This window comes from Sulfuracidifex metallicus DSM 6482 = JCM 9184 (assembly GCA_032834875.1).
Lineage (GTDB): Archaea > Thermoproteota > Thermoprotei_A > Sulfolobales > Sulfolobaceae > Sulfuracidifex > Sulfuracidifex metallicus.
Genome location: CP135238.1, coordinates 1,724,183 through 1,745,720, shown reverse-complemented (window position 1 = coordinate 1,745,720; position 21,538 = coordinate 1,724,183). Strand labels below are relative to the sequence as shown.

Annotated in this window: 18 protein-coding genes; 5 read left to right on the top strand and 13 right to left on the bottom strand. The window is 38.6% G+C overall.

The window, feature by feature from the left end; all coding sequences use genetic code 11:
- Window positions 1-70 precede the first annotated feature (70 nt).
- Window positions 71-1,675, bottom strand: a complete 1,605-nt coding sequence (locus RQ359_RS09580; protein ID WP_457921189.1) for an APC family permease — start codon at window positions 1,673-1,675, stop codon at window positions 71-73.
- A 301-nt stretch (window positions 1,676-1,976) separates the two neighbouring features.
- Here RQ359_RS09580 and RQ359_RS09575 point away from each other — a divergent pair, with 301 nt between their 5' ends.
- Window positions 1,977-3,113, top strand: a complete 1,137-nt coding sequence (locus tag RQ359_RS09575) for an arginine deiminase family protein (RefSeq protein WP_156016663.1) — start codon at window positions 1,977-1,979, stop codon at window positions 3,111-3,113.
- 237 nt (window positions 3,114-3,350) lie between these two features.
- Here RQ359_RS09575 and RQ359_RS09570 read toward each other — a convergent pair whose 3' ends face one another.
- The 5 genes from RQ359_RS09570 to RQ359_RS09550 all read right to left on the bottom strand — a co-directional run bounded on the left by RQ359_RS09570 (window position 3,351) and on the right by RQ359_RS09550 (window position 7,623).
- On the bottom strand, window positions 3,351-4,178 hold the full coding sequence (locus RQ359_RS09570; protein ID WP_054839272.1) for a DMT family transporter: 828 nt from the start codon (window positions 4,176-4,178) through the stop codon (window positions 3,351-3,353).
- A gap of 482 nt (window positions 4,179-4,660) precedes the next feature.
- Window positions 4,661-5,788 (bottom strand): cytosine permease, encoded by a 1,128-nt coding sequence (locus RQ359_RS09565; RefSeq protein ID WP_457921188.1) that lies wholly within the window; start codon window positions 5,786-5,788, stop codon window positions 4,661-4,663.
- Window positions 5,788-5,958, bottom strand: coding sequence for a hypothetical protein (locus RQ359_RS09560; protein WP_457921187.1), 171 nt, complete (start codon window positions 5,956-5,958; stop codon window positions 5,788-5,790). Before RQ359_RS09560 ends, RQ359_RS09565 begins: the two co-directional genes overlap by 1 nt.
- A 3-nt stretch (window positions 5,959-5,961) precedes the next feature.
- On the bottom strand, window positions 5,962-6,120 hold the full coding sequence (locus RQ359_RS09555) for a hypothetical protein (protein ID WP_457921186.1): 159 nt from the start codon (window positions 6,118-6,120) through the stop codon (window positions 5,962-5,964).
- Window positions 6,121-6,402: 282 nt separating this feature from the next.
- A complete protein-coding gene (locus RQ359_RS09550) occupies window positions 6,403-7,623 on the bottom strand; it encodes a M20 family metallo-hydrolase (RefSeq protein WP_156016665.1) in 1,221 nt (406 codons plus the stop codon).
- Window positions 7,624-7,830: 207 nt separating this feature from the next.
- Between RQ359_RS09550 and RQ359_RS09545 the strand changes: the two genes are divergently transcribed.
- A complete protein-coding gene (locus RQ359_RS09545; protein WP_156016666.1) occupies window positions 7,831-8,700 on the top strand; it encodes a polysaccharide deacetylase family protein in 870 nt (289 codons plus the stop codon).
- A gap of 266 nt (window positions 8,701-8,966) precedes the next feature.
- Entirely contained in the window at window positions 8,967-9,563 is a 597-nt protein-coding gene (gene wrbA / locus RQ359_RS09540) for an NAD(P)H:quinone oxidoreductase (protein ID WP_457921185.1), read from the top strand.
- A gap of 223 nt (window positions 9,564-9,786) precedes the next feature.
- Here the strand turns inward: wrbA and hydA are convergent, their stop codons facing one another.
- Window positions 9,787-11,166, bottom strand: a complete 1,380-nt coding sequence (gene hydA / locus RQ359_RS09535) for a dihydropyrimidinase (protein ID WP_054839162.1) — start codon at window positions 11,164-11,166, stop codon at window positions 9,787-9,789.
- 207 nt (window positions 11,167-11,373) lie between these two features.
- Here hydA and preA point away from each other — a divergent pair, with 207 nt between their 5' ends.
- Together preA and RQ359_RS09525 are read left to right on the top strand one after the other, a co-directional pair.
- Window positions 11,374-12,420 (top strand): NAD-dependent dihydropyrimidine dehydrogenase subunit PreA, encoded by a 1,047-nt coding sequence (gene preA / locus RQ359_RS09530; protein ID WP_162308982.1) that lies wholly within the window; start codon window positions 11,374-11,376, stop codon window positions 12,418-12,420.
- Window positions 12,413-13,249, top strand: a complete 837-nt coding sequence (locus tag RQ359_RS09525; protein WP_054839165.1) for a nitrilase-related carbon-nitrogen hydrolase — start codon at window positions 12,413-12,415, stop codon at window positions 13,247-13,249. The genes preA and RQ359_RS09525 overlap by 8 nt, the downstream gene beginning before the upstream one ends.
- 151 nt (window positions 13,250-13,400) lie before the next feature.
- On the opposite strand, the gene RQ359_RS09520 is transcribed toward RQ359_RS09525, so the two are convergent.
- The 6 genes from RQ359_RS09520 to RQ359_RS09495 all read right to left on the bottom strand — a co-directional run bounded on the left by RQ359_RS09520 (window position 13,401) and on the right by RQ359_RS09495 (window position 21,164).
- Window positions 13,401-14,459 carry a VIT1/CCC1 transporter family protein gene (locus RQ359_RS09520; RefSeq protein ID WP_054839166.1) on the bottom strand — a complete coding sequence of 353 codons (1,059 nt, stop codon included), beginning with the start codon at window positions 14,457-14,459 and terminating at the stop codon, window positions 13,401-13,403.
- A 223-nt stretch (window positions 14,460-14,682) separates the two neighbouring features.
- Entirely contained in the window at window positions 14,683-15,831 is a 1,149-nt protein-coding gene (locus RQ359_RS09515; RefSeq protein WP_156016674.1) for an RNA-guided endonuclease TnpB family protein, read from the bottom strand.
- A gap of 183 nt (window positions 15,832-16,014) precedes the next feature.
- The gene (locus tag RQ359_RS09510) at window positions 16,015-16,692 is read right to left on the bottom strand and encodes a glycoside hydrolase family 15 protein (protein WP_206338983.1); all 678 of its coding nucleotides are present in this window, start codon (window positions 16,690-16,692) and stop codon (window positions 16,015-16,017) included.
- The gene (locus tag RQ359_RS09505; protein ID WP_206338984.1) at window positions 16,686-17,822 is read right to left on the bottom strand and encodes a glycoside hydrolase family 15 protein; all 1,137 of its coding nucleotides are present in this window, start codon (window positions 17,820-17,822) and stop codon (window positions 16,686-16,688) included. The genes RQ359_RS09510 and RQ359_RS09505 overlap by 7 nt, the downstream gene beginning before the upstream one ends.
- A gap of 111 nt (window positions 17,823-17,933) precedes the next feature.
- On the bottom strand, window positions 17,934-19,160 hold the full coding sequence (locus tag RQ359_RS09500) for an amidohydrolase family protein (protein WP_156016676.1): 1,227 nt from the start codon (window positions 19,158-19,160) through the stop codon (window positions 17,934-17,936).
- 402 nt (window positions 19,161-19,562) lie between these two features.
- A complete protein-coding gene (locus RQ359_RS09495) occupies window positions 19,563-21,164 on the bottom strand; it encodes an APC family permease (protein ID WP_240900086.1) in 1,602 nt (533 codons plus the stop codon).
- Window positions 21,165-21,538: the final 374 nt, after the last annotated feature.

Below are 21,538 nucleotides of genomic sequence, written 5' to 3'. Positions count from 1 at the left end.
TTATACTCACTACAACTAAAAAATAATTATTTAAATGATTTTGACGTTTAAATATCGAGTAGTTTATACCTCATTCAGGAGGTATTTCCCTGAACGAATTCCTTATGTCAATACCTTCTTTTCTGAGTCTATACCACCTCATCACAAAGTAAATTACTATTCCAGCTATGAAAGGCGATGCAACTATACCCCAAGTTTCAGCGTTCATTGTTATACCTAAATATGTGGAGGAATTTCCGAACCAATAGTAGGCATAGATTGACATTACTATTAAGTCCGCAATTGATACACCTAATATTACAGGACGAGGACCTTTGAGCTCCATCCCATTAGCTAGAACTGAGGCAACTATAGAAGCTATTATGGTGACGATGAAACCGAAGAGTAATGCCATTGCATCTGCAGTATCCATGCCGTAGAAGAAAGCTGTGCTAAGTGGAGTAACAGTTATCACTGTGAGACTACCTATAGTTATTACCTCATCTATAAGATGAGCCACTACAGGAGAGTGATATTTCTCACTGACATAGGAGATCACTGTGGGCAAAGCCTTATCAAATGCTACAGCCATGAAGTATCTTGATACAAATAGAGCTACTGCAAACATTATCGCAAGGTACCAGAAGTACGATCCGATAACAAGGAAAAGATCTAGAGGAAGGTTATTTACTGAAACTACTGTATCGAACACTGGGTTCAGAAGAGGAGAAGAACTGGAAATAACTCCAGCACCTATGAAGAAGCTAGGAGGTAAAGAACTCACTGAAGACGCTATAAAGAACGTAATAAGAATCCCAGCAACTACAAGTGCAGCTAAAACACCTAGCCTGAACGCCTTGCTACCTCCTCTAATTTCTCCTGCTACGGAAGTAGCACCGTTAACGAAAGGTAAGAAGCTTGCTGTGAAAACCATCAAACCTATTGTAGCTAATATGGTGTTGCTGAACAGAGGCGTAGCCTTTGAGCTTTCGGCAACGATAGAGGAGTAATCGTAACCGGCTTTAGTTATGTCGGCTGGAGTTACAAAATGCATGAGAACTCCAGCTGTAATAAATGTGACCAATGCTATTACGGTAATTGCGCCCATTATGTGATTTGTATATTTAGGTAGGAATATGTTGATTAAGATAACTCCAGTAAAAGTAATTGCACCTACAGTAAGAACTACAAAGGGATTGGAAAGAAGGGAAGCTATTCCTCCATATGGACCTCCAAAGTTGATATCTAAAGCACTGAAACCAGTTTGAAGTTGACCTACACCGTCATAGACTATTGCAGCGTCGAATATCATCTGTGATATTCCGAAGACTAAACCAACACCTACTCCTATTGCAGGATGAAGAACCCTACTTGCAAATATGTAGTCAGCAGCGGTCCTCTGATACCTCTCGCTTATCTTAGTCCATAGATAAGCGTGTGGAAGTAGAACTACCCAGCTTAACAAAGCTCCTATCACTATAAGACCATTAGGGGACACTGATAAACCAGAGAGAAAGGATATAGGAAGTACATAGAACGCTATGAAACCCATGCTTATGAACATGGCAGTTATCCAGCTTATCTCCCTAACGAGTCCAGATGATTCCCTTGCAAAGAGAGATTGTTTCGGGACTTCCTTTTCAGCCCCTTTTCCTTGTTTCTTGCTTGCCATAGAGAATGACAAATAGCTATCCAATATAAGTCTTGATAAGATTATTCTAAAAAATCTTCTAAAAGTATAAGCAAAAAATTAACTACTTTTCAATATTTGATGTAATCATCTCTTGAGCTAGTTAAAATTTTTTATTTACAAAAGTATGCCCCATTGATTCAAATAGAATTCTAAAAAAAGAGATATATCGATTAAAACTTTTTATCATAGACACATTATGAGAAAAAATTTTTTAGATTTAAGATAGATAGTAGAGCTTAGTTATAAATATTTTAAAATTTTCCAAGAGAATACATATTTAAATTAATTAGTTTTATACGACTCAATGTTAGACGTAAAAGCCGAATACGCACCCCTTAGAAGGGTGGTAGTTGCTACCCCAGGAAAGGAGAAGCAAAGGTTAACTCCTAAAACTCTCTATGAGCTACAGTACGCCGAAATTCCTGATCTGGTTGAGCTAAGAAACGAACATGATGTATTTGTAGATAAACTTTCCTCCTTGGGGATAGAGGTAGTGAATCTAAGAAAAGAGGTTAATAAGCTCTCAAAGGAGGATCTAATTGATTTCATACAGATCAACAGTGAATGTGAGATTCCTAGACAGAGCTTAGAGGACATGGATAAAGATACATTGGCTGATATGGTGATATCTGGACTCACTGCAACAGAAGCGAAGAAAATGGGAGGAAAGCTAGTCATAGCCGAGGATGAGGAGTTCTGCATGAAGCCTTTAGTAAACGTGATGTTCACAAGGGACCCTGGGATGGTAATAGGAAAAACGTATGTGAAGGGAAAAATGAGATGGGAATCCAGAAGAAAGGAGCCAGATCTCTTTGTGAAGATACTAAAGCCTGAGAAAGTACTTGAAGTAAAGAAAGGATTCTTCGAAGGAGGTGATTTCTTCCCTATCGAGGGAAGGCTCTTAATGGGTTTCGGTACAAGAAGTAGCGGACTTGGAATAAGTTACGCAGTACCGAAGCTAATAGATGAAGGTGAAATCGATGAGGCAATACTAGTCAAGTTAGACACACCAGAGCTTCATCCCAATAAGGGGATAGGACACCTAGATACTGTTATGGGAATTCCAGCAAAGGACGTAATAATATATTATAAGAGTCTCCTAGACAAGGCAAAGGTATACTTGTACAAGGGAAAAGATACAGTTAGAGATCAAAGGAAGCTCTCTGATGTTTTGAAAGACTACTTGAGTAAGGATTTGAGAGTAGTTAACATAGGTAATGCTGAATATTATGACGAAGAAAGGGAACATTGGCTTCTGGCCAGTAACGTCATTGTAGTTGACAAGAACAAGATGGTTGCCTATGAACACAATAGGATAACAAACAAACTTGCAGAAGAGGCTGGAATAAAAGTAATTACGTTCAAAGGTAACGAGATAATAAAGGAAGGCGGAGAGAGGAGCGGTCCTAGATGTATGACGCTTCCATTAGTGAAGTCATGAACATGTTCTGAAATTTTTTATTTACATTTCTCTTATTTCTTTTAATATTCATGTTAATATTTATGAAAAGGTGCATGTTCCTGAATACAGAGTTCAGTAAACTATAGTATCACACAATAGTTACCTAAATTCTTATGAGGTCTAAACCCAGTCTTAACAGCTTTAGTTAAAGATCTTTAAAACAAGGACAAGAATATGCTAAAACATGGTGGCCTCTATTATTCGTTATAATCTTTTTTATCTTAATGCTATGAAAGAACTCATCATTATTACTATGAAGCCTAATATCTGAAGGGGAGTTAAGACCTCGTTTAGGATCAGCCAAGATAATATCACAGTAAATACGGGCTCCATGGATGTCACTATCGATGCGATTATTGAATCGGTTTTTCTCATACCTCTGTAAAAGAAAATATACGCTATCACTGTAGCTACCAAACCCAAGTAAAGTCCAGTGAGAGTAGAGGAAACCGAGATGATAGGAGAAAAAAGAAAGGAGATCACTAATGTCATAGGAAGCCCCCATATAGACTGTGATGATATGATCCCTATATCTGAGATTCCCTTATTCTGCATAAACCTAGAGAACAATATGAGGAGAGCGTATGTAAATCCAGATGCTATTCCCAAGGAAAGATCAAGGAAGGTCACGTTGGAAAGATAGATTAAGTAAACTCCCGCGAAAACCATAATTGAAGCTATAGCCTTGTTTAAGGTTATTCTATCATTAGTAAACACTTTGGAAAGAACCACCACAAACATGGGAGCCGTATAGAGAAATACAGCAGACAAAGGAGCTCCAATCCTCTCTATGGTAAAAACGTAGACCTCATAAAATGCTGTCGAGATCCCTCCCATGATCAAGTTCTCCTTTGTAGGAGAAAGAGAATTCTTTCCTACTACTAGCAGAGAAAAGATGGATGCTACCACTGAACGTACTAGGACGCTTGCGAAGGAATTAGCACCATATTCATAGCCTATCTCAGTTATTATCCCTATTGTTCCCCAAATTAAAGAAGCAATTAGAAGATCTGGTACTCCCTTATTTAAAGTACTTCTTCCCATATACTTTCACGTAAAGTACATCTTCAATGTGTAGGATATTCATAAAAGTTTTACACATACACTTAAATAACATCTCAGGAATAAGTATAATATAAGTTCTCTTTAGCTTATTTTAAAAAAACTTATTCTTAAGAAATTTATATCTTTAATTACAACATATTGATATAAGAATAATAGGTATGATTGCAGTAAACGTCCTCTACGAGGCCAAAGGTAAGTATCAATTTATCGTGATAAACAAAGATTTTTTTATTTTACAAGTCTAGGCAGACCACTTCTTCTCACAAAAGATCAACATATAAGAGAACAATATTTAAGATAATATATAGAGAAAAAATGAACAAAACTAAGATTACATCACAAAAAGAAGATAGTATAAAGACTTTTAGGAGTGAAGTTAAGAATAAGGAATTTTTTAATAAATAAAAAAGAAATTTAAATAAATTTTTTAATTTTTGCTTTATCTCTTTTCTTTGTTTTGATTATTTGATTTCTTTTAATTCTTCCTTATCTATGGTATCTCTTTTCCTCCAGTTCAAACCAAGGTAAAGGGTCATGCTTATACCTACTGCAAGATACCATCCATAATCATAAAGGAAGGCTAAGGGCTGCACGAAGAATCCGATTGCAGGAACACCAAAGCCTACAGCTAAGGTTATAATTGTCTTCCAATTTACTCCGTCGCTGTACCAGTATTCTCCTTTAGGAGTGAAAAGATCGACAAGCTTGAAGTTAGTTCTCCTTATTATCCAGTAGTCAGCGATCATAATTCCTGCTATAGATCCTAGACCAGCGCCTATAATATCTAAGATATCGAATATAGTACCTGCGTTGTTATACCATAGCTGAGGAACGTATAGTAATCCTAGAATAGCTGCAACTATGGAGGTCTTTCCCCAAGAGTCTAGCTTTCTAGGGAATAGGGATATTAGATCATAAACTGGAGAAAGAATGTTAGCTGCTACATTAACTGAAACTGTTGCTATCACTAAACTAACTCCAACAAATAGAGCCAAGAGAGGATTCGAAGTAAAGAGATACATTATGTTTACAGGATTTACGTAGTTCACTGCCTCACTCATAGGTATATGATATAAATATATCATAGTTGATGTTATTCCAACTGCTATTAGAGAAAAGAGGGAGACTATCACAGGTAAACCTAACCCTTGGCCGATCAATTGATCCTTCTGTGACTTCGAGAATCTAGTGAAGTCTGGTATGTTTAATACTAAGGTTGCCCAGACTCCTGCCATTGAAGCTATGGAAAGGGTTATCTCGCTCAATGTAGGAGAAGCAGTAACAGAGAAGAGAGGTCCGAATCCGTGAGCTAGATATATTCCATACCCGAAGAGTGCACCTAAACTAGCCACTATGAGGGGACCGGCTACCAGCTCAAAGTTCTTTATCTCCTCCATTCCACCGAAGAGAACTGCAACATTAAGAACCCAAAATATCAGAAAGGAAATTGCTAGATGCTCAGGCATACCCAAAACAGGGGCAGTTAGTGAAGTCCAAGGTTTGTACATTATTGATATCACGGCATCTATTATTGTACCTCCTACGTAGCTCTGTACAGCAAACCAAAACAGTGCTACTCCTGCCCTCATTAGATCACTGGTAACTGTTGCCACCCTTCATTCCGAACATTGGTCTCACCGCAAATAGGATATGGTATGCCCCACTTAGTCCCTATATGTCCATTCAGATATAACGCAATCAAGAGAGTACCGTAGGCTATGGCTATCACTGCCAAGTGCAATAGGAGCTCCCAGCTCAAACGTCAAGCAGACCCAGCAAGTTCAAATGCGACTACGTTATGAGACATTCCAGCCCATACAGTGGTATAGTTGACCCAGTTCCATTTCTTTAACGCGGGGGGAACTGGAATCAAGTTCTTGTTGTAGTACTTGCTAGGGATTGATAGCTTTGCCTTGACCATAACTTGTCAGAGTCTACTTCTTCCTTTTTTTCTATCTCCTCTTCCGCCATCGCAAACAAAAAAGGTGATTTTTATTTAAAAATCTTCCTCTTATCTATGTTAAAATGTTTATCAAATCCACGAGAAATTAAAGAAAAGTTTTAAAAGTTGACGTGAATCTCACAAGCCTTTTTTATTAAAATAATTTGTAGTTTACTATGATAACGAAATATTTGAGGGAAATTTCTAATGTAAAATACTTAACATAAATTAAAATATAATTAATATAGCGATTTTATTATTTTATTTATTTTGGAGTTCTTTTAAAAGAGCCAATTTAAGCACTCTCTGCCCACGATCGCAATCTTCCCAATCAGTCCATTCTTGTGGTGCATGGCTTATACCATCTTTACTAGGGACAAATATCATTCCAACGTCAGTAATACTAGCCATTACTTGGGTATCATGAATTGCTCTGCTAGGCATTATCAAGTATGAGTAACCTAACTCCTCAGCACTTGATTTAATCTCTCCAATAACTTTAGGAGAACATGGAACGGGTTTCTCAACTAACCTTTCTGTTTCCATTCTAACTCCCTCCATAAGTGATGAGTTTTCTGCGCCCTTCATTATTTTAGTGGTAGCATCTTCCATATCCTTCTCTGATAATGATCTTATATCAATTCCTAGCCTTACTTTACCAGAGATTACATTTACTACATTAGGAGAGACCTCCAAGAATCCAACTGTTCCTACCATCTCGTTGAACTCGCCTACTGTTTGCCTGACCTTTAACACGGTTTCTGAAGCTGGGATTAATGGATCGGCTCTCATGTTCATAGGAGTAGACCCTGCATGAGACTGCTTACCAAGAAAATTTATCCATAACCTCTCAACTCCTACGATTCCATTTACTACACCTATTTGTATTTTTTTAGCATCTAAAATAGGCCCTTGTTCCACGTGAAGTTCCATATGAGTTTTTACTTTGAAAGGAAATCTATCTATGAGTTCTACTTTTCCTTCTACTTTTTCTATAAATCTCTTGAAGGTATCCCTGAATGATATATCCTCATATTTTCCTCTTAATTTTCCAAGCTCTTCTTCGTTTATCTCTCCGGTAAAAAACTTACTTCCTGCAAATGGCATGAAGGAATTGCCTTCCTCATCGGTAAACACTATAAGTGCTAAGGGAAAATCTGTCTTTATCCTCTCTTCATTCATCTGTCTGATTGTCTCAAGTCCTCCCATAACTCCTAGAACTCCGTCGAACATACCACCGTTCATTACGGTATCAATGTGGGATCCAGTGGAAACAAAAGGTTCCTTCAATTTTCCTTCCCTTATGCCTATGATATTTGCCCCTTTATCTACTAAAACCCTAAGTCCTGCATCTTTCATGATATCAACTACATGTTTTCTAGCTTCTAGATCCTGATAAGTTAATGCAGGACGAGAGTTACCTCCTCTATTATCCTTCCCTATTTTACCTAAAGCTTCTATATCTTCCCTTATTCTATTCATGATGGAGAGACCATTGATGGATATATTATTTAAGCTTTCAAAGTGGAAGATTATCCGATTTTCAAGGTTCTAATATAGTTGTGAAGATTTCTCTCACTATCTTTTAGAACTACTAACGAATAAACGAGATATTTTATCTCTTGAAATTTTGTTGTTAAGCTTAGAAAGGTGAAAAAATGACTTAAATGTAGATGCAACTGTTTTGCTATGACGGATAAATACGTCTCGATCACTATAGATGTAGATGCAATAGCTGGATGGTTAGGAAGCTATGGTGGAGAGGACTCTCTTTGTGACTTATCTAGGGGAGAATTTGCTGGAAAAGTTGGTGTCATAAGATTATTGAATCTCTTTAACGACATAGAGATAAAGACCACGTGGTTTACACCAGGCCATTCCATAGAGACATTTACAAATGAAATGAAAAAGGTAGTAGAATCAGGACATGAAATAGGACTACATGGTTATTCCCATGAAAACCCGTTAAGATTAACTAAAGAACAAGAGTCCAAGATATTTGATAAGAACATTGAATTAATAGAGAAACTAAGTGGCAAGAAACCCATAGGTAACAGGCAACCTTGGTGGGACATGACAGAAAACACAGTGGAAGTAATGTTAGACAAGGGATTGAAATATGACAGTAGCTTAATGGGGAACGAATTCCATCCTTATTTATTGAGAAAGGGAGATAAATGGGTTAAGATAGACTACTCTAATGATCCGGAGTCTTGGATGAAGCCATACTCCTTCGGCGAGAACACCGACATTATAGAGTTCCCAGTTTCTTGGTATCTTGATGATCTTCCCGCTCAGATGTTCATGAAACATCCTTATTACAATTACGGATGGACTCATCCAGATATAGTTTACAACGTACTCTTTAAGGAACATTTCGATTGGTTAATCAATAACGAAAAAGAAGGAATTTTAACAATTACGGTTCATCCTGATGTAAGCGGAAGGGTTCAAGGTTTAAAAAGACTTAAAGATCTATTACTCTACATGAAAAAATTTAATGTGGAATTCATCACGCTTGGTGATGCTGCTAAAATCTGGAATGAAAAATTATTATAGATGATATTAAATTAGAGTATAATAGTACCACAAATAGCTTGTATCAACGAATTACAGCTCTTATTTATTACTATATCAAATAAAATATAATATTTTTTGTTATCATTATTATAAATTAAGTTCTTTTATCGTATTTTAATTATCTCTGAATAGTTTTCTGTTAATATTTAGATCTCTCTTCATGTAACATAAAATCAGGTTATACCTTAAAATTTCCTTGAACGAGTTAAAACAACTTATTTAATGAGAGTTTTCCCCATTTATTTATGGAACAAAAAATAAAAATTCTTGTCCTATTTTACGGCTACGGCTCTATCGTATCCTTAGCTAAGGAGATAGCGAAAGGAGCGGAGGAGGATGGAGCTGAAGTAAAGTTGAGAAAAGTGAAGGAGTACTTTCCACAGGAGATCGTTGAGAAGTTCCACATTCCTGTGACTTCAAATCAAGATATACAAGAGATTTCCCTTGACGACTTAAGATGGGCTGATGGATTAGCCTTAGGTTCTCCCACCAGATTCGGGAATATGGCTGGAAGCCTTAAGATATTCTTAGATAGCACAATAGAGCTATGGACTAAAGGGGAACTTTATGGGAAGCCAGTGACATTCTTCACCGAAGCCTCAACCATTCACGGAGGACATGAGAGTACTATCTTAACTATGTCCACATATGCGTATCACTTTGGCATGATTATAGTTCCAATCGGATATGCAATTCCCGAGATATCATCATCTACAACCGGTGGAGGACCTTATGGTGCGACACATCTAGGTTCCAAACCTGAGGTTGACGAAAAAGAAGCTAAGATAGCAAGATTTCAAGGAAAAAGATTAGTCCAAGTGAGCAGAAAGCTAAAAGGCTAGATACCTAAACTTCCTTTGATTTAGACTCTGAGAAAAGTTCCCTCTACGTTCTAAATAATTGGAAAAATACTTGTTAAAGCACAGAATATTATCCAAAATCGTTTTATTCCCTTCTCTTTTTTTCTTACCTCTTTCCCCTGTTTATTATCTAATAAACCATACATCCTTATCTTCTTAGTAGTTATACTTTTGTCTTCGATTAAGGATTGAAAATTCTTTTCTTTCATTTAAGCGACTTTCCTGGTACATAAACTCCGGATCCATTCTTTGCAGTGATTTGTCCTTCTTCCATCACTACTTCGCCTCTTCTCACAGTTTTCACGTTCCAACCTTCAACTTCTATTCCGTCGTAAATTGTGTAGTCTATGTTGCTATGCAGAACGTCCGGAGAGATCTTAACTTTCCTTTCTGGATCTATAACGGCGAAGTCTGCATCGGCGCCAGGGACTACGGCTCCCTTCCTTGGATAGAGTCCGAAGAGCTTAGCCGGATTTGTTGAAGTGACCTCCACAAATCTCTCCATAGATATTTTTCCCTTCTTTACGCCGAAATAAAAGAGAAGAGGAAGAATCGTCTCCGTGCCGGGGACTCCATTAGGAATTTCGTGGAATGAAGGTACTTCTTCTTTATGCCTTTTCTTCTGAGACACTGAATAAACACAATGGTCGCTTCCTACAGTAGCTATATCTCCAGCTGCAAGTTTTTGCCATAACTTTGTTCTCTGGTCGTCACTCCTAAGAGGAGGGCTCATTATGTACTTGAATCCATCGGGCTTCTTAAGAGCCTCAAGCGTCAGAATAAGATAATGCGGAGTCGTCTCATTGAAGTAATTCATACCCTTTGAACGATACGACGACATAACGTCAACAGCTTCTCCAGTGGAAGTATGTACTTGATACATGGTTACACCTTTTACCAATGAGGCTATTGAAGCTACCCTGTTAGCAGCTTCAATCTCAACTTCGTCGGGTCTACTATAATAATGATAGATAGGATCCACTTTCCCCTCCATTATGTATTCCTGAACTAGTTCGTTTATTACCTCTCCGTTCTCAGCGTGAATTCCGACCACACCTCCGTGAGATGATATTTCACGTACTAGCTTGAAAAGCTCTCCGTCAGTTACCATTAACTCTCCCTTGTATGCCATGTAGAGTTTGAAGCTCATCACTCCCCTGTTTATCACCTCTGGGATCTGTTCCATTATCGTGGGGTTAACTTCCCTGATTATCATATGAAGCCCGTAATCTGAGATGACCTTAGGATCTGCAGTTTCCCTCCACTTCTGATAGGCACTAAGCAGGTCTTGTCCCTTTGACGGAGTGACGAAATCTACAATAGTCGTTACACCTCCACCAACTGCTGCAGATGTTCCGTAATAGAAATCGTCAGCAGTTACCTCTCCCATAAACGGAAACTCCATATGGGTGTGACCGTCTATTAGTCCAGGGACAACATACTTTCCTTGTACGTTCAATGTCTTATCAGATTGCTCTTGGATATCTCCTATCTTCACTATCTTTCCTTCCTTCACTCCAATGTCGCCTTCAAAATAACCTGAGGGTGTGAAAACCTTAGCGTTCTTTATGACTAGGTCCAACATAATTTATGAAAAGTTACCTAAAGTTAAAAAATACCTTTAACGTTGTGAATGGAAAAAGATAACAAAAGCAGGAAGTTGATTGTAATCTTTTCCAAGCGTCCCTTCAGCACCTTCATGAATTATGTTTATTTTCTAGTTTTAACAAATGTTATTTCTTCATTTGTAAACGGAAATATTTTTAACTTCTTTTTAACACTAATCTCTTCTATGATTGACATAAGCGTAAAGATTGAAGATGTGACTTTCAAGAACCCGTTCCTCGTCGGATCTGGACCGACCACGGGGAACCCACAAAAGATAATATCAGCCTATAAAGCCGGTTGGGGAGGAGTGGTAACTAAGACCATCGGAGACTCGGTAGTGAGAAAGTCGGTGAGACCCATGTATGGCGCCATGAAGAAAGGCGAACAACTCATTGCTTTCGAGAACCTAGAGTTGATAACAGAGGAAACCTTGGAAACTTGGGATAAGTTTCTAAGGGAAGTTAAGAGTGAGACCAAGTTCCCTATAGTGGTTAGCATAATGGGTGGTCCAGATCACGGTGAATGGATTAGGTTAGCAAGATGGGCTGAGGATAGAGGTGCTGACATGTTAGAGCTAAACTTCGGTTGTCCTCACGGAGAACCTGAGAAGAAAACCGGAGCTTTCATAGGACAGCATCCAGATTTGGTCTTTTCATATACAAAGGAAGTAACATCTACTGTCGGAATCCCTGTACTGGTAAAATTAACTCCAAATGTTACTGATATAACGGAGACCGCATCAGAAGCAAGAAGAGGAGGAGCAATGGGCGTCACTGCAATAAACACCGTGACAGGAGTGATAGGAGTTGATATAGAGAAGGAACAACCTCTTCCAGAGATAAACGGTATGTCAGGATACGGAGGTATATCAGGTCCAGCAGTGAAGCCCATAGGTCTTGGAGCGGTGAGTAGGATAAATCAATCCGTGAAGACGTGGATAAGCGGAGTAGGAGGAATCACAGACTGGAAGGATGCTGTGGAGTACGTTATGATGGGTGCATCTACAGTGCAGCTGGTCACCTATACTATGCTAAGGGGCTTCAATTTCCTGGGTTGGTGGAAGAAGGATCTCATGTCATTCATGAGTAGAAAAGGTTACTCAACAATAGAGGAAATGGTTGGAAGAGCATCAAGGAAGATGACCAACTATGAGACTTTAGAGTCAATAACCAGAAGAAGGACAGATGTAGACTTTGAAATATCTCAAGTAAAAGGTGAGATCTATGGTTAAGATAGGTATGGTACAAATGGGAAGTGTAGAGTCCAAAGGTGCAAATGTAAAGAAAGCCTTAGACTACGCAAAAGAGGCAGTGAAGGATGGAGCTGATCTCTTAGTTTTCAACGAACTCTTCACTACCCAGTATTTCGCAGCTACGGAGGATCCTAAATTCTTCGATCTTGCAGAGCAAGAGGATGGTCCCACAGTGAGAGCCTTTGTGGAATTCTCAAAGCAGTATGGAGTTGGAGTGGTAGTTACTTTCTTTGAAGAGGATAAGAAAGTCAGGGGAGTATATTACGATACTTCAGCGTTCATAAAGGGAGGAGAGTACTTGGGAAAGTATAGGAAAATACATATACCTCAGGTCCCGGGATATTATGAAAAGTTCTACTTTAAGCCAGGGATGGGATATCCTGTTTTCGACTTCGGAGATTACAAGGTAGGAGGCGTAATATGCTATGACAGACACTTCCCTGAGGGTGTTAGAGCTCTCACCTTAAAGGGAGCAGACATTGTAGTAATTCCAACCACGACTAATTTCTATCCAGAAACGTGGGAATTAGAGCTTAGAGGACACAGCGCTTTTAACACTCTCTTCGTAGTTGGAGTGAACAGAACTGAGGAAACATTTCAGGGAAAGACAATCCATTACTTCGGTAAGAGTTTAATATCAGGTCCATCAGGAGAAATAATCAAGGAGATGGGAGAGGAAGAGGGTTACACAGTAGTTGAGATAGATGTAGACAAGATAAGAGAGAGGCGGAAGAAGGCTCCCTTCCTTCGTGATAGAAGACCAGAAGCTTACGGGGATATTTCTTCAGTTTACATAGAAAAAATATAGGAAGAGCATGTTAATGTCTTTCTCGCAGTTCTCTTTTTTTCTTTCCATCTGAATACATGAGAGTTATAGAGTTCCCATCAATCTAAGCTGTTTTTATTTTCCTTTTTCCTTATAATTTAGAAAAAAAGTGATATATTTTTGTTAGAGCCTATCATGCAAGCTGTATTCCCAAAAGTGAAGAGAGTAGGTTTCCTAGTAGATAAGTGGCAACTGCGGCTCCTAGACCTAGTACACTCATCTCGATCGATTTCCTCCTAGGGTTCACAGAGCTAACTATCCCTATCATATATCCCACTACAGCTATAGCTATTCCAGATACTAGAAAAGATGAAAGAACTCCTTCAAGTCCACCGATTCCAAGTATATAAGGAATTGAAGGAATTATAGCTCCTGTTATGTATGAAGCTGCGGTAACTAATGCACCTTTAATAGGAGACTTTTCTCCCTTTGGAGCTAGGAGGTCTTCAGCTCCACCTACTAACTTGCCAGAAAGAGAAAATGAGTCACTTTCATCTACTCCTATAGAGCTAAGAAACTCCTGTACCCTCTTCCTAACAGACTCTGGATCAACCTTCTTTTGGAGGGATATCTTCTCCCTCTCCTTCTTAGACATCTCTTCCTCTGACTCCGAGGAAAGAAAGGAACCTATTCCCATTGACATCATCCCGGAGACCCCTATCACAAGTCCTCCCACTGCAACGTAAAGAGGAACCTTTACTGCCCCCGAAAGACCAGAGACCGCAGCTAAGACTTCCACTAATCCATCGCTTATGCCGTAGATGAACTCGCTTACGTTTGAGGTGACTTGTGATAGAATCTCCTCATGTGCAGCCTCATCAACTGAAATGTCACTCATCATAACCTTCTCTTCGGGAGAAAGGTCATCAGAGGTGGAAAGCTCTACGTACTTCTTTACATCGTTGTCCTCATTCCCTTCCCTCAACTTTATCATTGTGTTAACTCCTAGAACTTTAGAGAGCATAGCCATTATCTTTACTTTAGCCATAGAGAGTGGAGAAGGGCCCTTTACCTCTATTCCTCTTATTTTAGCTATCTCCCTCCAGATTGAGGCATGCCTCTCTTCCATCTTAGACATCCTTGATAGAACTTTCTCTATTTTTGGATCCTTAGCGCGCTTAGACAGTTCAGCGTAAAGTATACTATCCAAGACTTCATCCTGGTAGTTCTTCTTCACATCTATCTTGCTCAACCTTTCTACCTTAATTTAAGTTGGACTTACTACTATTTAATATTAACTCTAAGTTAATCTCGAGAAACATATGAAAGAGGTTCACGTTTAACGACACTATTAAAGTGAAAAAACTCATAAAAAAGAGACATAGATGAGAGACATAGATGTATGTTTAGTTTCAAGGCACTAAGATCAGCTGGTCGTATACGTCTGACTTCCTCCCCGCCAGCGAGGGTTCCCCTCATCGATTCGCTCTTACATCTCTCATTTGAGGGGCAGTCGAGAGGCTCAGAGAACCCCTCCCATTTAAATTCATGATTGCAATTACATCACGGTCGTTCTCATAACTACATGAGCACTTAAACCAACGATATCCTTTCTCCTCCATCCTTCTACCACACTTAGGGCATGAGACTGATGAATAACTGGGATTAACATATTGAACTAGCATTCCGTGTTTCTTAGCTTGCCAAGAAATCCAATACTGTAAACGGCGATACTGCATCAGATACAGTTTATGGTGAAACTCCTTAGGTAGTTTGTTAACATTCTTGATGAGGTTCCTGAGGTTCTCCAACTTAATGATGTTGGAACCAAAACCTCTAGCAATTTCAACAACCCACTTCCCCACTTTTCTAGCGAAATCCTCCATAATACGCTTAGCCTTTAGGTGGAAGGAATGAATCCTGTGAAGGATCCTCTTATTCTCTTTCCATCTCCTTGGGTATTTCTTTTGCAAATTCTCAGCCAATGACTTCCAGTGATGAACCTCTTCGAGACGAGTTGGAATCCTAACGTAGTTTCTGTCGTCCTTACCAACTACTATCTCACTCATGTTAATGTCTACGGCAATACTTTCCCCTGGTTCAACCTTCTCTCCTTCTTTCTCAAAAACAATTTTGAGGAAAGCCTTCCCGTCCTTAACCACTAACCTAGCCTCCTTCATCCTCCAACTCAAGTACTCCTTCAAGTTCCTAGGATAACCCAGGATTGGTAGTTCACCTACACTTGCTATCCTAACAGTCATCCTCTCGAAGTTCACGCTATAGCTCGCTTTAGGAGTTAGCCAAACAGTTGGCTTATACACTCTAGGAAAACGTCCCCTCCTCGGGTTGTTGTACCAACCCTTGTATATCGAGAGTGAATCCCTATAACAGTCCTCAGCAACTTTAGACGGTAGATTATACTCTTCTCTTAACTTCTTGTACAACGCCTCGTGAACTTTCGAAAGCACTCCCTTCTCTTCCGGGTTTTTCACATTTTCCTTTAACCAAAACAACGAAAAACGTAGTGCTTTAACGTAGTTATTAACGATGGCTAGGAGGGAGTCTGATACGGCGATCTTCATCGAAACAGTTGCTCTGATCGCTTTACTACCCCTCCTAGCCATTAATGAAATTTAAGAAGAAGAATTATTTAAATATAAGGGGGCTATCCATCCCCGCTGGCGAGGCTTTCCGCCCCCTTAACCCCCCTTCTCTGTAAACTATCCTGCTCCTGCAGATAGGATCCCTTCATTAGAAAGATGAACAAAGACGATGAAAGGGAAGGAAAGGATAAGATAGGTTTTTCTTTATTTTAGCATAATATAAGTCTTCAAATATTCAGCATGAGACCATAAGAGGGGTGTTACAGATAAAGGAGAACCATCAAATGGATTGAGTTGCTCTGGCAAGAGTCCAGACACTGCATGTTTCCTTGCCCAGTCTAGCAATTGAATTGCCCTATCCTTATTTTTCTTAGCGTAATATTGCGCCAACCACATTGTCGTTATTATCCAAGGATTTCCAGGAATGTCCTTATAATCTCCTATCTTTTGATAAAAGTCGTTCTCATATCTTGCTAGCCCACCTACGTTCTTCACCCAGAGCTTTTCCTCTACAACTTTCACCGTTGACTCTACCATTGGATCGTTAATATCAAAGACCTGAAATGTTACTATTCCAAGAGTACTGGACTCAACTGTCTTGTCAACGTTTGTAATCTTTCCATCGTCCAAGTTAACGTACTTGAAGAAAACTCCTCTATCGTTATCGAAAAGGAATTTCTTCATTGCTTCCTTAATCTGATTAGCAGTATCCTTCCATTTGTTCATGTTTTCCCAATCTCCAACTACCTCGGCAAACTTTGAGGCTGAGATCAAACCAGCATATACGGAGGCCGCAGTGTACGTATGAACTCCAAGCTTCTCTTCCCACAAATCAAAAGTCTCCAGAGGTAACCCAGTCTTTTCATCCCTAAAGCTTACCATAAAGTTTGCTGCATCTCTGATGACGTGGTATACCTTTTTAATAAGTCATAGTCTCTACTCCTCTCAAAATAGTTCCAAAAAGCCCAGATAGCTGTACCTGTTTCATCTTCTTGTATGTTAAAGGACTTCTTGGTTCTCACTGTCCAAGGATGCCATGTACTTCCCCAAGTTCCGTCAGGGTTATACTTTTGAAATAGATAGCCGTTTTCAAAGAGTTTCGTGAAAAGTATATCATAAAACTTTCTCGTGAATGCAGTAAACCCTGCCATATCTAAAACGTTAGCTGTTAACGATGCATCACGAGGCCAGATGTATGCATATGTGTCAAGATTAAACTTCAGTATGTCAGTATCTAAGGACGCTGGTATTTCTCCCTTATCTCCCACATGCCCTAAAGAGATGGCAAGGCTCATTTTTGCCAACTCATCTTCCTGGGAGGAAGTAATTGATTTCCAGTATCTCTCATTTTTTTCATAGTTAAATTCTGCATTCTCCTTCATCTCCTTGAAAACTTTCGCAACCTCATCGTAATTTTCTCCTGCAATTATAAAATAATAGAAAGAAGGAGATGCTATTGAAATTGCCGATGCTACTGATCCTTGAGCTATGCTATTCTTTGATAACGTATCGTCCTCACAGTCCTTCAAAACTTCCTGTTTATCTCTTCTACCCATAGTGTATTCGTAAATTGGTGAAGTTGATCCCATTAAGAACCACGTCTTCCCTTTATAGTGTATTACTGCATCAAGAGTTGGATCATAAAATGCAGTGTCACCTATCTCGTTACCATTTAGCTTGAAGTCATGATAAAATATATATCTTATTAGACCATCACCTTTAGTCTCTACTTTTCTTATAATTGCAGGATAAGAGAAAATTGCTACGTCTGACATAGTTATATCAACTCCATCCCATGAAAATTTAGCATCGACTATTAGGTCCCTCATCTTTACGTCTACCTGAAGACCCTCAAGCCATGCAAAGTTTCCGTTATGCCATAAGCCTACCTTGAAGAAACTTCCAACGGCATGATTATACTGTCCCAAGTAAGGATAGTAGAGTTCCCTAATGTAAAAATTCTTATCATAAAGGGAAGCTATACTTCCATTTGAAGTGAAACCAAATCTCATATATATATCCACTAAAAATCATTTTTAAATTTTTAGAACAATGTCTTTCAGTTTGTTCATATTTAGCGTACTAGAGTAGGAATCAAGGAGAGAACATTCTAATTTATCGCTTTAGTCAGTTAGGTTCTCCACTAACCCTGTTACATCATTACCGTCAATTGAAAACTTCAAATCATTAACTACATAATGTTTACCGTAAACAACTAGAGCTGGAGGTAATGCACTCCTTATCGCTTCGTAAATAGACCTTGCATTCAACACTACAAAGTCCGCCTTCCTACCCTCGCCTATTCCATAGTTATTTAAGGACATGGCTTTGGCCCCGTTCCATGTTATCATGTTCATGAGAGAGTATATCTCCTCGGACACAAAATGATCCACGAGAAAAGCCTCCTGTGCTACCCTCAACATGTTCCCTTCTCCTAGAGGGTATATCATATCTGCAATGTTATCTGTTCCTAGAGCTACATTTATTCCTGCCTTCATCATTTGCCTTATTCTAGCTACGCCCCTCCTTTTTGGATATGAATCGTATCTCCCCTGTAGATGCATGCTTACTATGGGATTCGACACTACGTTAACCTTAGAGCTAACCATCATAGACATCAGTTTATCGAAATACCAAGAGTCATAAGAATGGGAAGCAGTCATGTGACTTATAGTTACTTTTTCTCCCATGCCGTTCCTGATGGCCTCCTTCACCACTTCCTCCGTAAAACGGGAGTTTGGGTCATCAGTCTCATCAACATGTCCATCAATCATCTTATTGTTCTCTTTAGCTAAGGAGAAAGCCAACTTTACTGATTCAACTCCCTCCATGAAGGTTCTCTCCCCATGAGGGATCATTCCTATAACGTCTGCCATGAGCGAAGCTTTCCTGAATTCTTCCTCTATTTCGTAGCGATACACCCCTGGTGTAGGAAACGCTACCACTTGTAAGTCCAATGGAATTTCCTCCCTTGCTTTATGCACCTTATACATTAGGCCATTCATAAAGGGCTCATGTGTTCTTACATGAGTAACCCCGTTAACGAACATAAGTGTAGTTATTTTCTTCAATCTTCTACGTACATCATCACAAGTTAACTTAGGTATTACATCCTCTAAGTTTCTGATTATTCCTTCGTGAAGTGTTCCGCTCTGATTTGGTTTTCCATATCTCAAAGTAACGGAGTAGCCCAGATGAGAATGAGGGTTCACAAAACCTGGGACTACAAGCCTTCCTTCGGCGTCAAAAATAGATCCGTCCTTTTTACAGCCTGAGGCTAAAAGACCTTCCTCTACGCAGAGTTCGAATAGACCATCTTTACCTATTACTCTTGCATTTTTAATCAACATACCTCTCTTTCATTATTTACACTATTAATACGTTCTTCCAGATAAAAGAAAAATTCTTTAGATTTAAGTGTAATATAACTTGACGACTTTAATCATCTTTCATTATACATCTAAGAGATTGAAAAAGCGTTCAAACTTTCTAAGATGAGCGTGCAAATATTTGAATGTATAACTTATTGAGAATACAACTAATATTTACTCCTTTGAAGTTTTCATTTCATATTAAGAAGACGAATTACACATAAATCTCTTTTATTTTTAAAATAAAGTAGAGTATAATAATAAACTAGAGAAAATAGGAGGAAGGAAGAAATGAAAGCATAAAATATATATTTTACTAGATTATAATAATTAAAATCAAGAATATGAATATAAAAAGGAAGATTAGAAAAAAGAATTTGCTTATTCTGGAGGAATCTCCTTAAATATTGTAGATACGTCTACTCCGTTCTTCTTTCTAATATATCTAGCCACTTCAAACCATATGAGGGATGCTACAACGATTCCCACCAAAAGTAGGATGGATGGTACTACGTTCCCTGAGAAGAGATCGAAACCGAATCCCGAAGGATTATATGTTAAAGCACCGTAACCTAGTAGAATGCCTATTGCGGAAATTACGCTTACTGCTGAAAGACCACTAGATATTAGGAGCTTATTGCTTAGTTTCCCAGCACTTTTTGATGCTCGGAATGCAGCTAAGGAAGCTATGAAATATTGGAATAACATGTAAGAGATTACTCCGAACATAAGAGAAAGGGAGAATCCCTGATAAATCTCTAGATAGTTAAATAGAAGTGCTATTGCAAAAAATACTAAAACGCTAAAGTAAGGGGACTTAAGCGTGGGACTGATATCTAAGAATTTCTCCGGCAACAGTCTATCCATAGCCACAGCAAACATAGCTCTAGTTCCGTTCAAACCTCCTATAAATGCATAGGAAACGAACCATGTAAGGGACGAGATCAATATTATCATTAGAAGAGGTAAGTTAGAAAGGGTAGGTATAATCACAAAGGCCAGAAGTGAATACGGCGCTACTGGAATACCTACACCTGAGGACGTGGTCCATCCAACGTCGGAAGCTTGAATAAAGAACCTTTGTCCTATGACATCAACAATGGAGAATACTAAAACCAAAGATAAGGCCGCCGCGAAGATATATGAATAAAGTATGCCACTCTTTATTGCTCTAGATCCCTTTTTAACTTCTCCACCTACCCATATTGGAGCATTATTGTAAATGAATAAATTTCCCATGATCATTATTCCTAATAACAAGGTTCCTAGCCCATTAAAGGATAAGGGTAGTTTATACGACGAGGTTATAACAGAATAAGACGGACCACCAAAGGAAGTTGAAATAGAGGAGAAGTCTCCAGCAAATCCTGCTCTTCCCACGCTGAAAAGAACAGCGATTATGACAAAGGTGCCAATGATCTGAAGAATGGTGAGACTAGATATCACCCTAGCTATCCATTTCATGTTTAGCATAAGCACAGCTCCAATTATCAATATCATAACTGTGGTAGATACGAAGTAATAGAACGTGTTACTTACTAATGTATTTCCCAGCGTTATAAGTCCTGGATCATGAAAAACCATACCCAATGTCTGAAAGAATGGCACTATCACGAGAGACTGTTCGGTTTGTACGTCTAGTCCTATTCCGTATCCGAATATGTTGACTAAAGCTTGAATCATGCCTAATCGCGGTCCTAAATAACGGGAGACATAAACGTAGTCCCCAGCCGATCTTGGAGTTAACATTCCAATGTAATAATACATAAATGCTGTAGGCAATGCAAGCAGCGCTCCAACTAGTGTAGCTAGCATCCAATTTGATCCAGGGAAGAAAACCGCAAACGTCAGTGGATATGCTATGCTTGCAGCTGGAGAGAGGTACATGAAGTTAAGGAGAAACGTTTCCTTAGAAGACAGTGTCCTAATTAGACCAGAGCTCTGTCTTGCAAATACTCCAGACTCTTGTTTCTCTCCTGACAAGGCAAATCATTGTTAATTATTTCCGGACTATATTTAAATGATTGTATAATTGAGCTAACAACTTTTTATCCTAAGATTATCAGTGCTTTTACATAGTATATTTCTTTAACCTTATTTTAAAAGGGTATTAAATCTACTACATTGTTTAAAACACAAAAAGATGTAACTATTAATATATGTTTTTTCTCTATCATGAATTTGTAACTTTTCTTCAAGCTTAAATCCTCCTTCTAACTTCCACTACTATAGCGAAACTTTCAATATTTTATAAACAAACTAATATTTTAGGGAGTTATAAATTAGTTTTTAGTTTTTTATAAAACTCTTATTTAAAAACCATTAAATTGAAAAATGTTTAGTTTTTCAATTTTTAG

Excerpts from the sequence above, each read along its gene's own strand:
- RQ359_RS09565 (WP_457921188.1), bottom strand. The coding sequence starts at position 5,788 with ATGAGGGCAGGAGTAGCACTGTTTTGGTTTGCTGTACAGAGCTACGTA.
- RQ359_RS09505 (WP_206338984.1), bottom strand. The coding sequence starts at position 17,822 with ATGAGATTTGGTTTCACTTCAAATGGAAGTATAGCTTCCCTTTATGAT.
- RQ359_RS09525 (WP_054839165.1), top strand. The coding sequence starts at position 12,413 with ATGGTTAAGATAGGTATGGTACAAATGGGAAGTGTAGAGTCCAAAGGT.
- RQ359_RS09550 (WP_156016665.1), bottom strand. The coding sequence starts at position 7,623 with ATGAATAGAATAAGGGAAGATATAGAAGCTTTAGGTAAAATAGGGAAG.
- preA (WP_162308982.1), top strand. The coding sequence starts at position 11,374 with ATGATTGACATAAGCGTAAAGATTGAAGATGTGACTTTCAAGAACCCG.
- RQ359_RS09555 (WP_457921186.1), bottom strand. The coding sequence starts at position 6,120 with ATGGTCAAGGCAAAGCTATCAATCCCTAGCAAGTACTACAACAAGAAC.
- RQ359_RS09510 (WP_206338983.1), bottom strand. The coding sequence starts at position 16,692 with ATGGTAAGCTTTAGGGATGAAAAGACTGGGTTACCTCTGGAGACTTTT.
- wrbA (WP_457921185.1), top strand. The coding sequence starts at position 8,967 with ATGGAACAAAAAATAAAAATTCTTGTCCTATTTTACGGCTACGGCTCT.
- hydA (WP_054839162.1), bottom strand. The coding sequence starts at position 11,166 with ATGTTGGACCTAGTCATAAAGAACGCTAAGGTTTTCACACCCTCAGGT.
- RQ359_RS09575 (WP_156016663.1), top strand. The coding sequence starts at position 1,977 with ATGTTAGACGTAAAAGCCGAATACGCACCCCTTAGAAGGGTGGTAGTT.
- RQ359_RS09545 (WP_156016666.1), top strand. The coding sequence starts at position 7,831 with ATGACGGATAAATACGTCTCGATCACTATAGATGTAGATGCAATAGCT.
- RQ359_RS09570 (WP_054839272.1), bottom strand. The coding sequence starts at position 4,178 with ATGGGAAGAAGTACTTTAAATAAGGGAGTACCAGATCTTCTAATTGCT.
- RQ359_RS09515 (WP_156016674.1), bottom strand. The coding sequence starts at position 15,831 with ATGGCTAGGAGGGGTAGTAAAGCGATCAGAGCAACTGTTTCGATGAAG.
- RQ359_RS09500 (WP_156016676.1), bottom strand. The coding sequence starts at position 19,160 with ATGTTGATTAAAAATGCAAGAGTAATAGGTAAAGATGGTCTATTCGAA.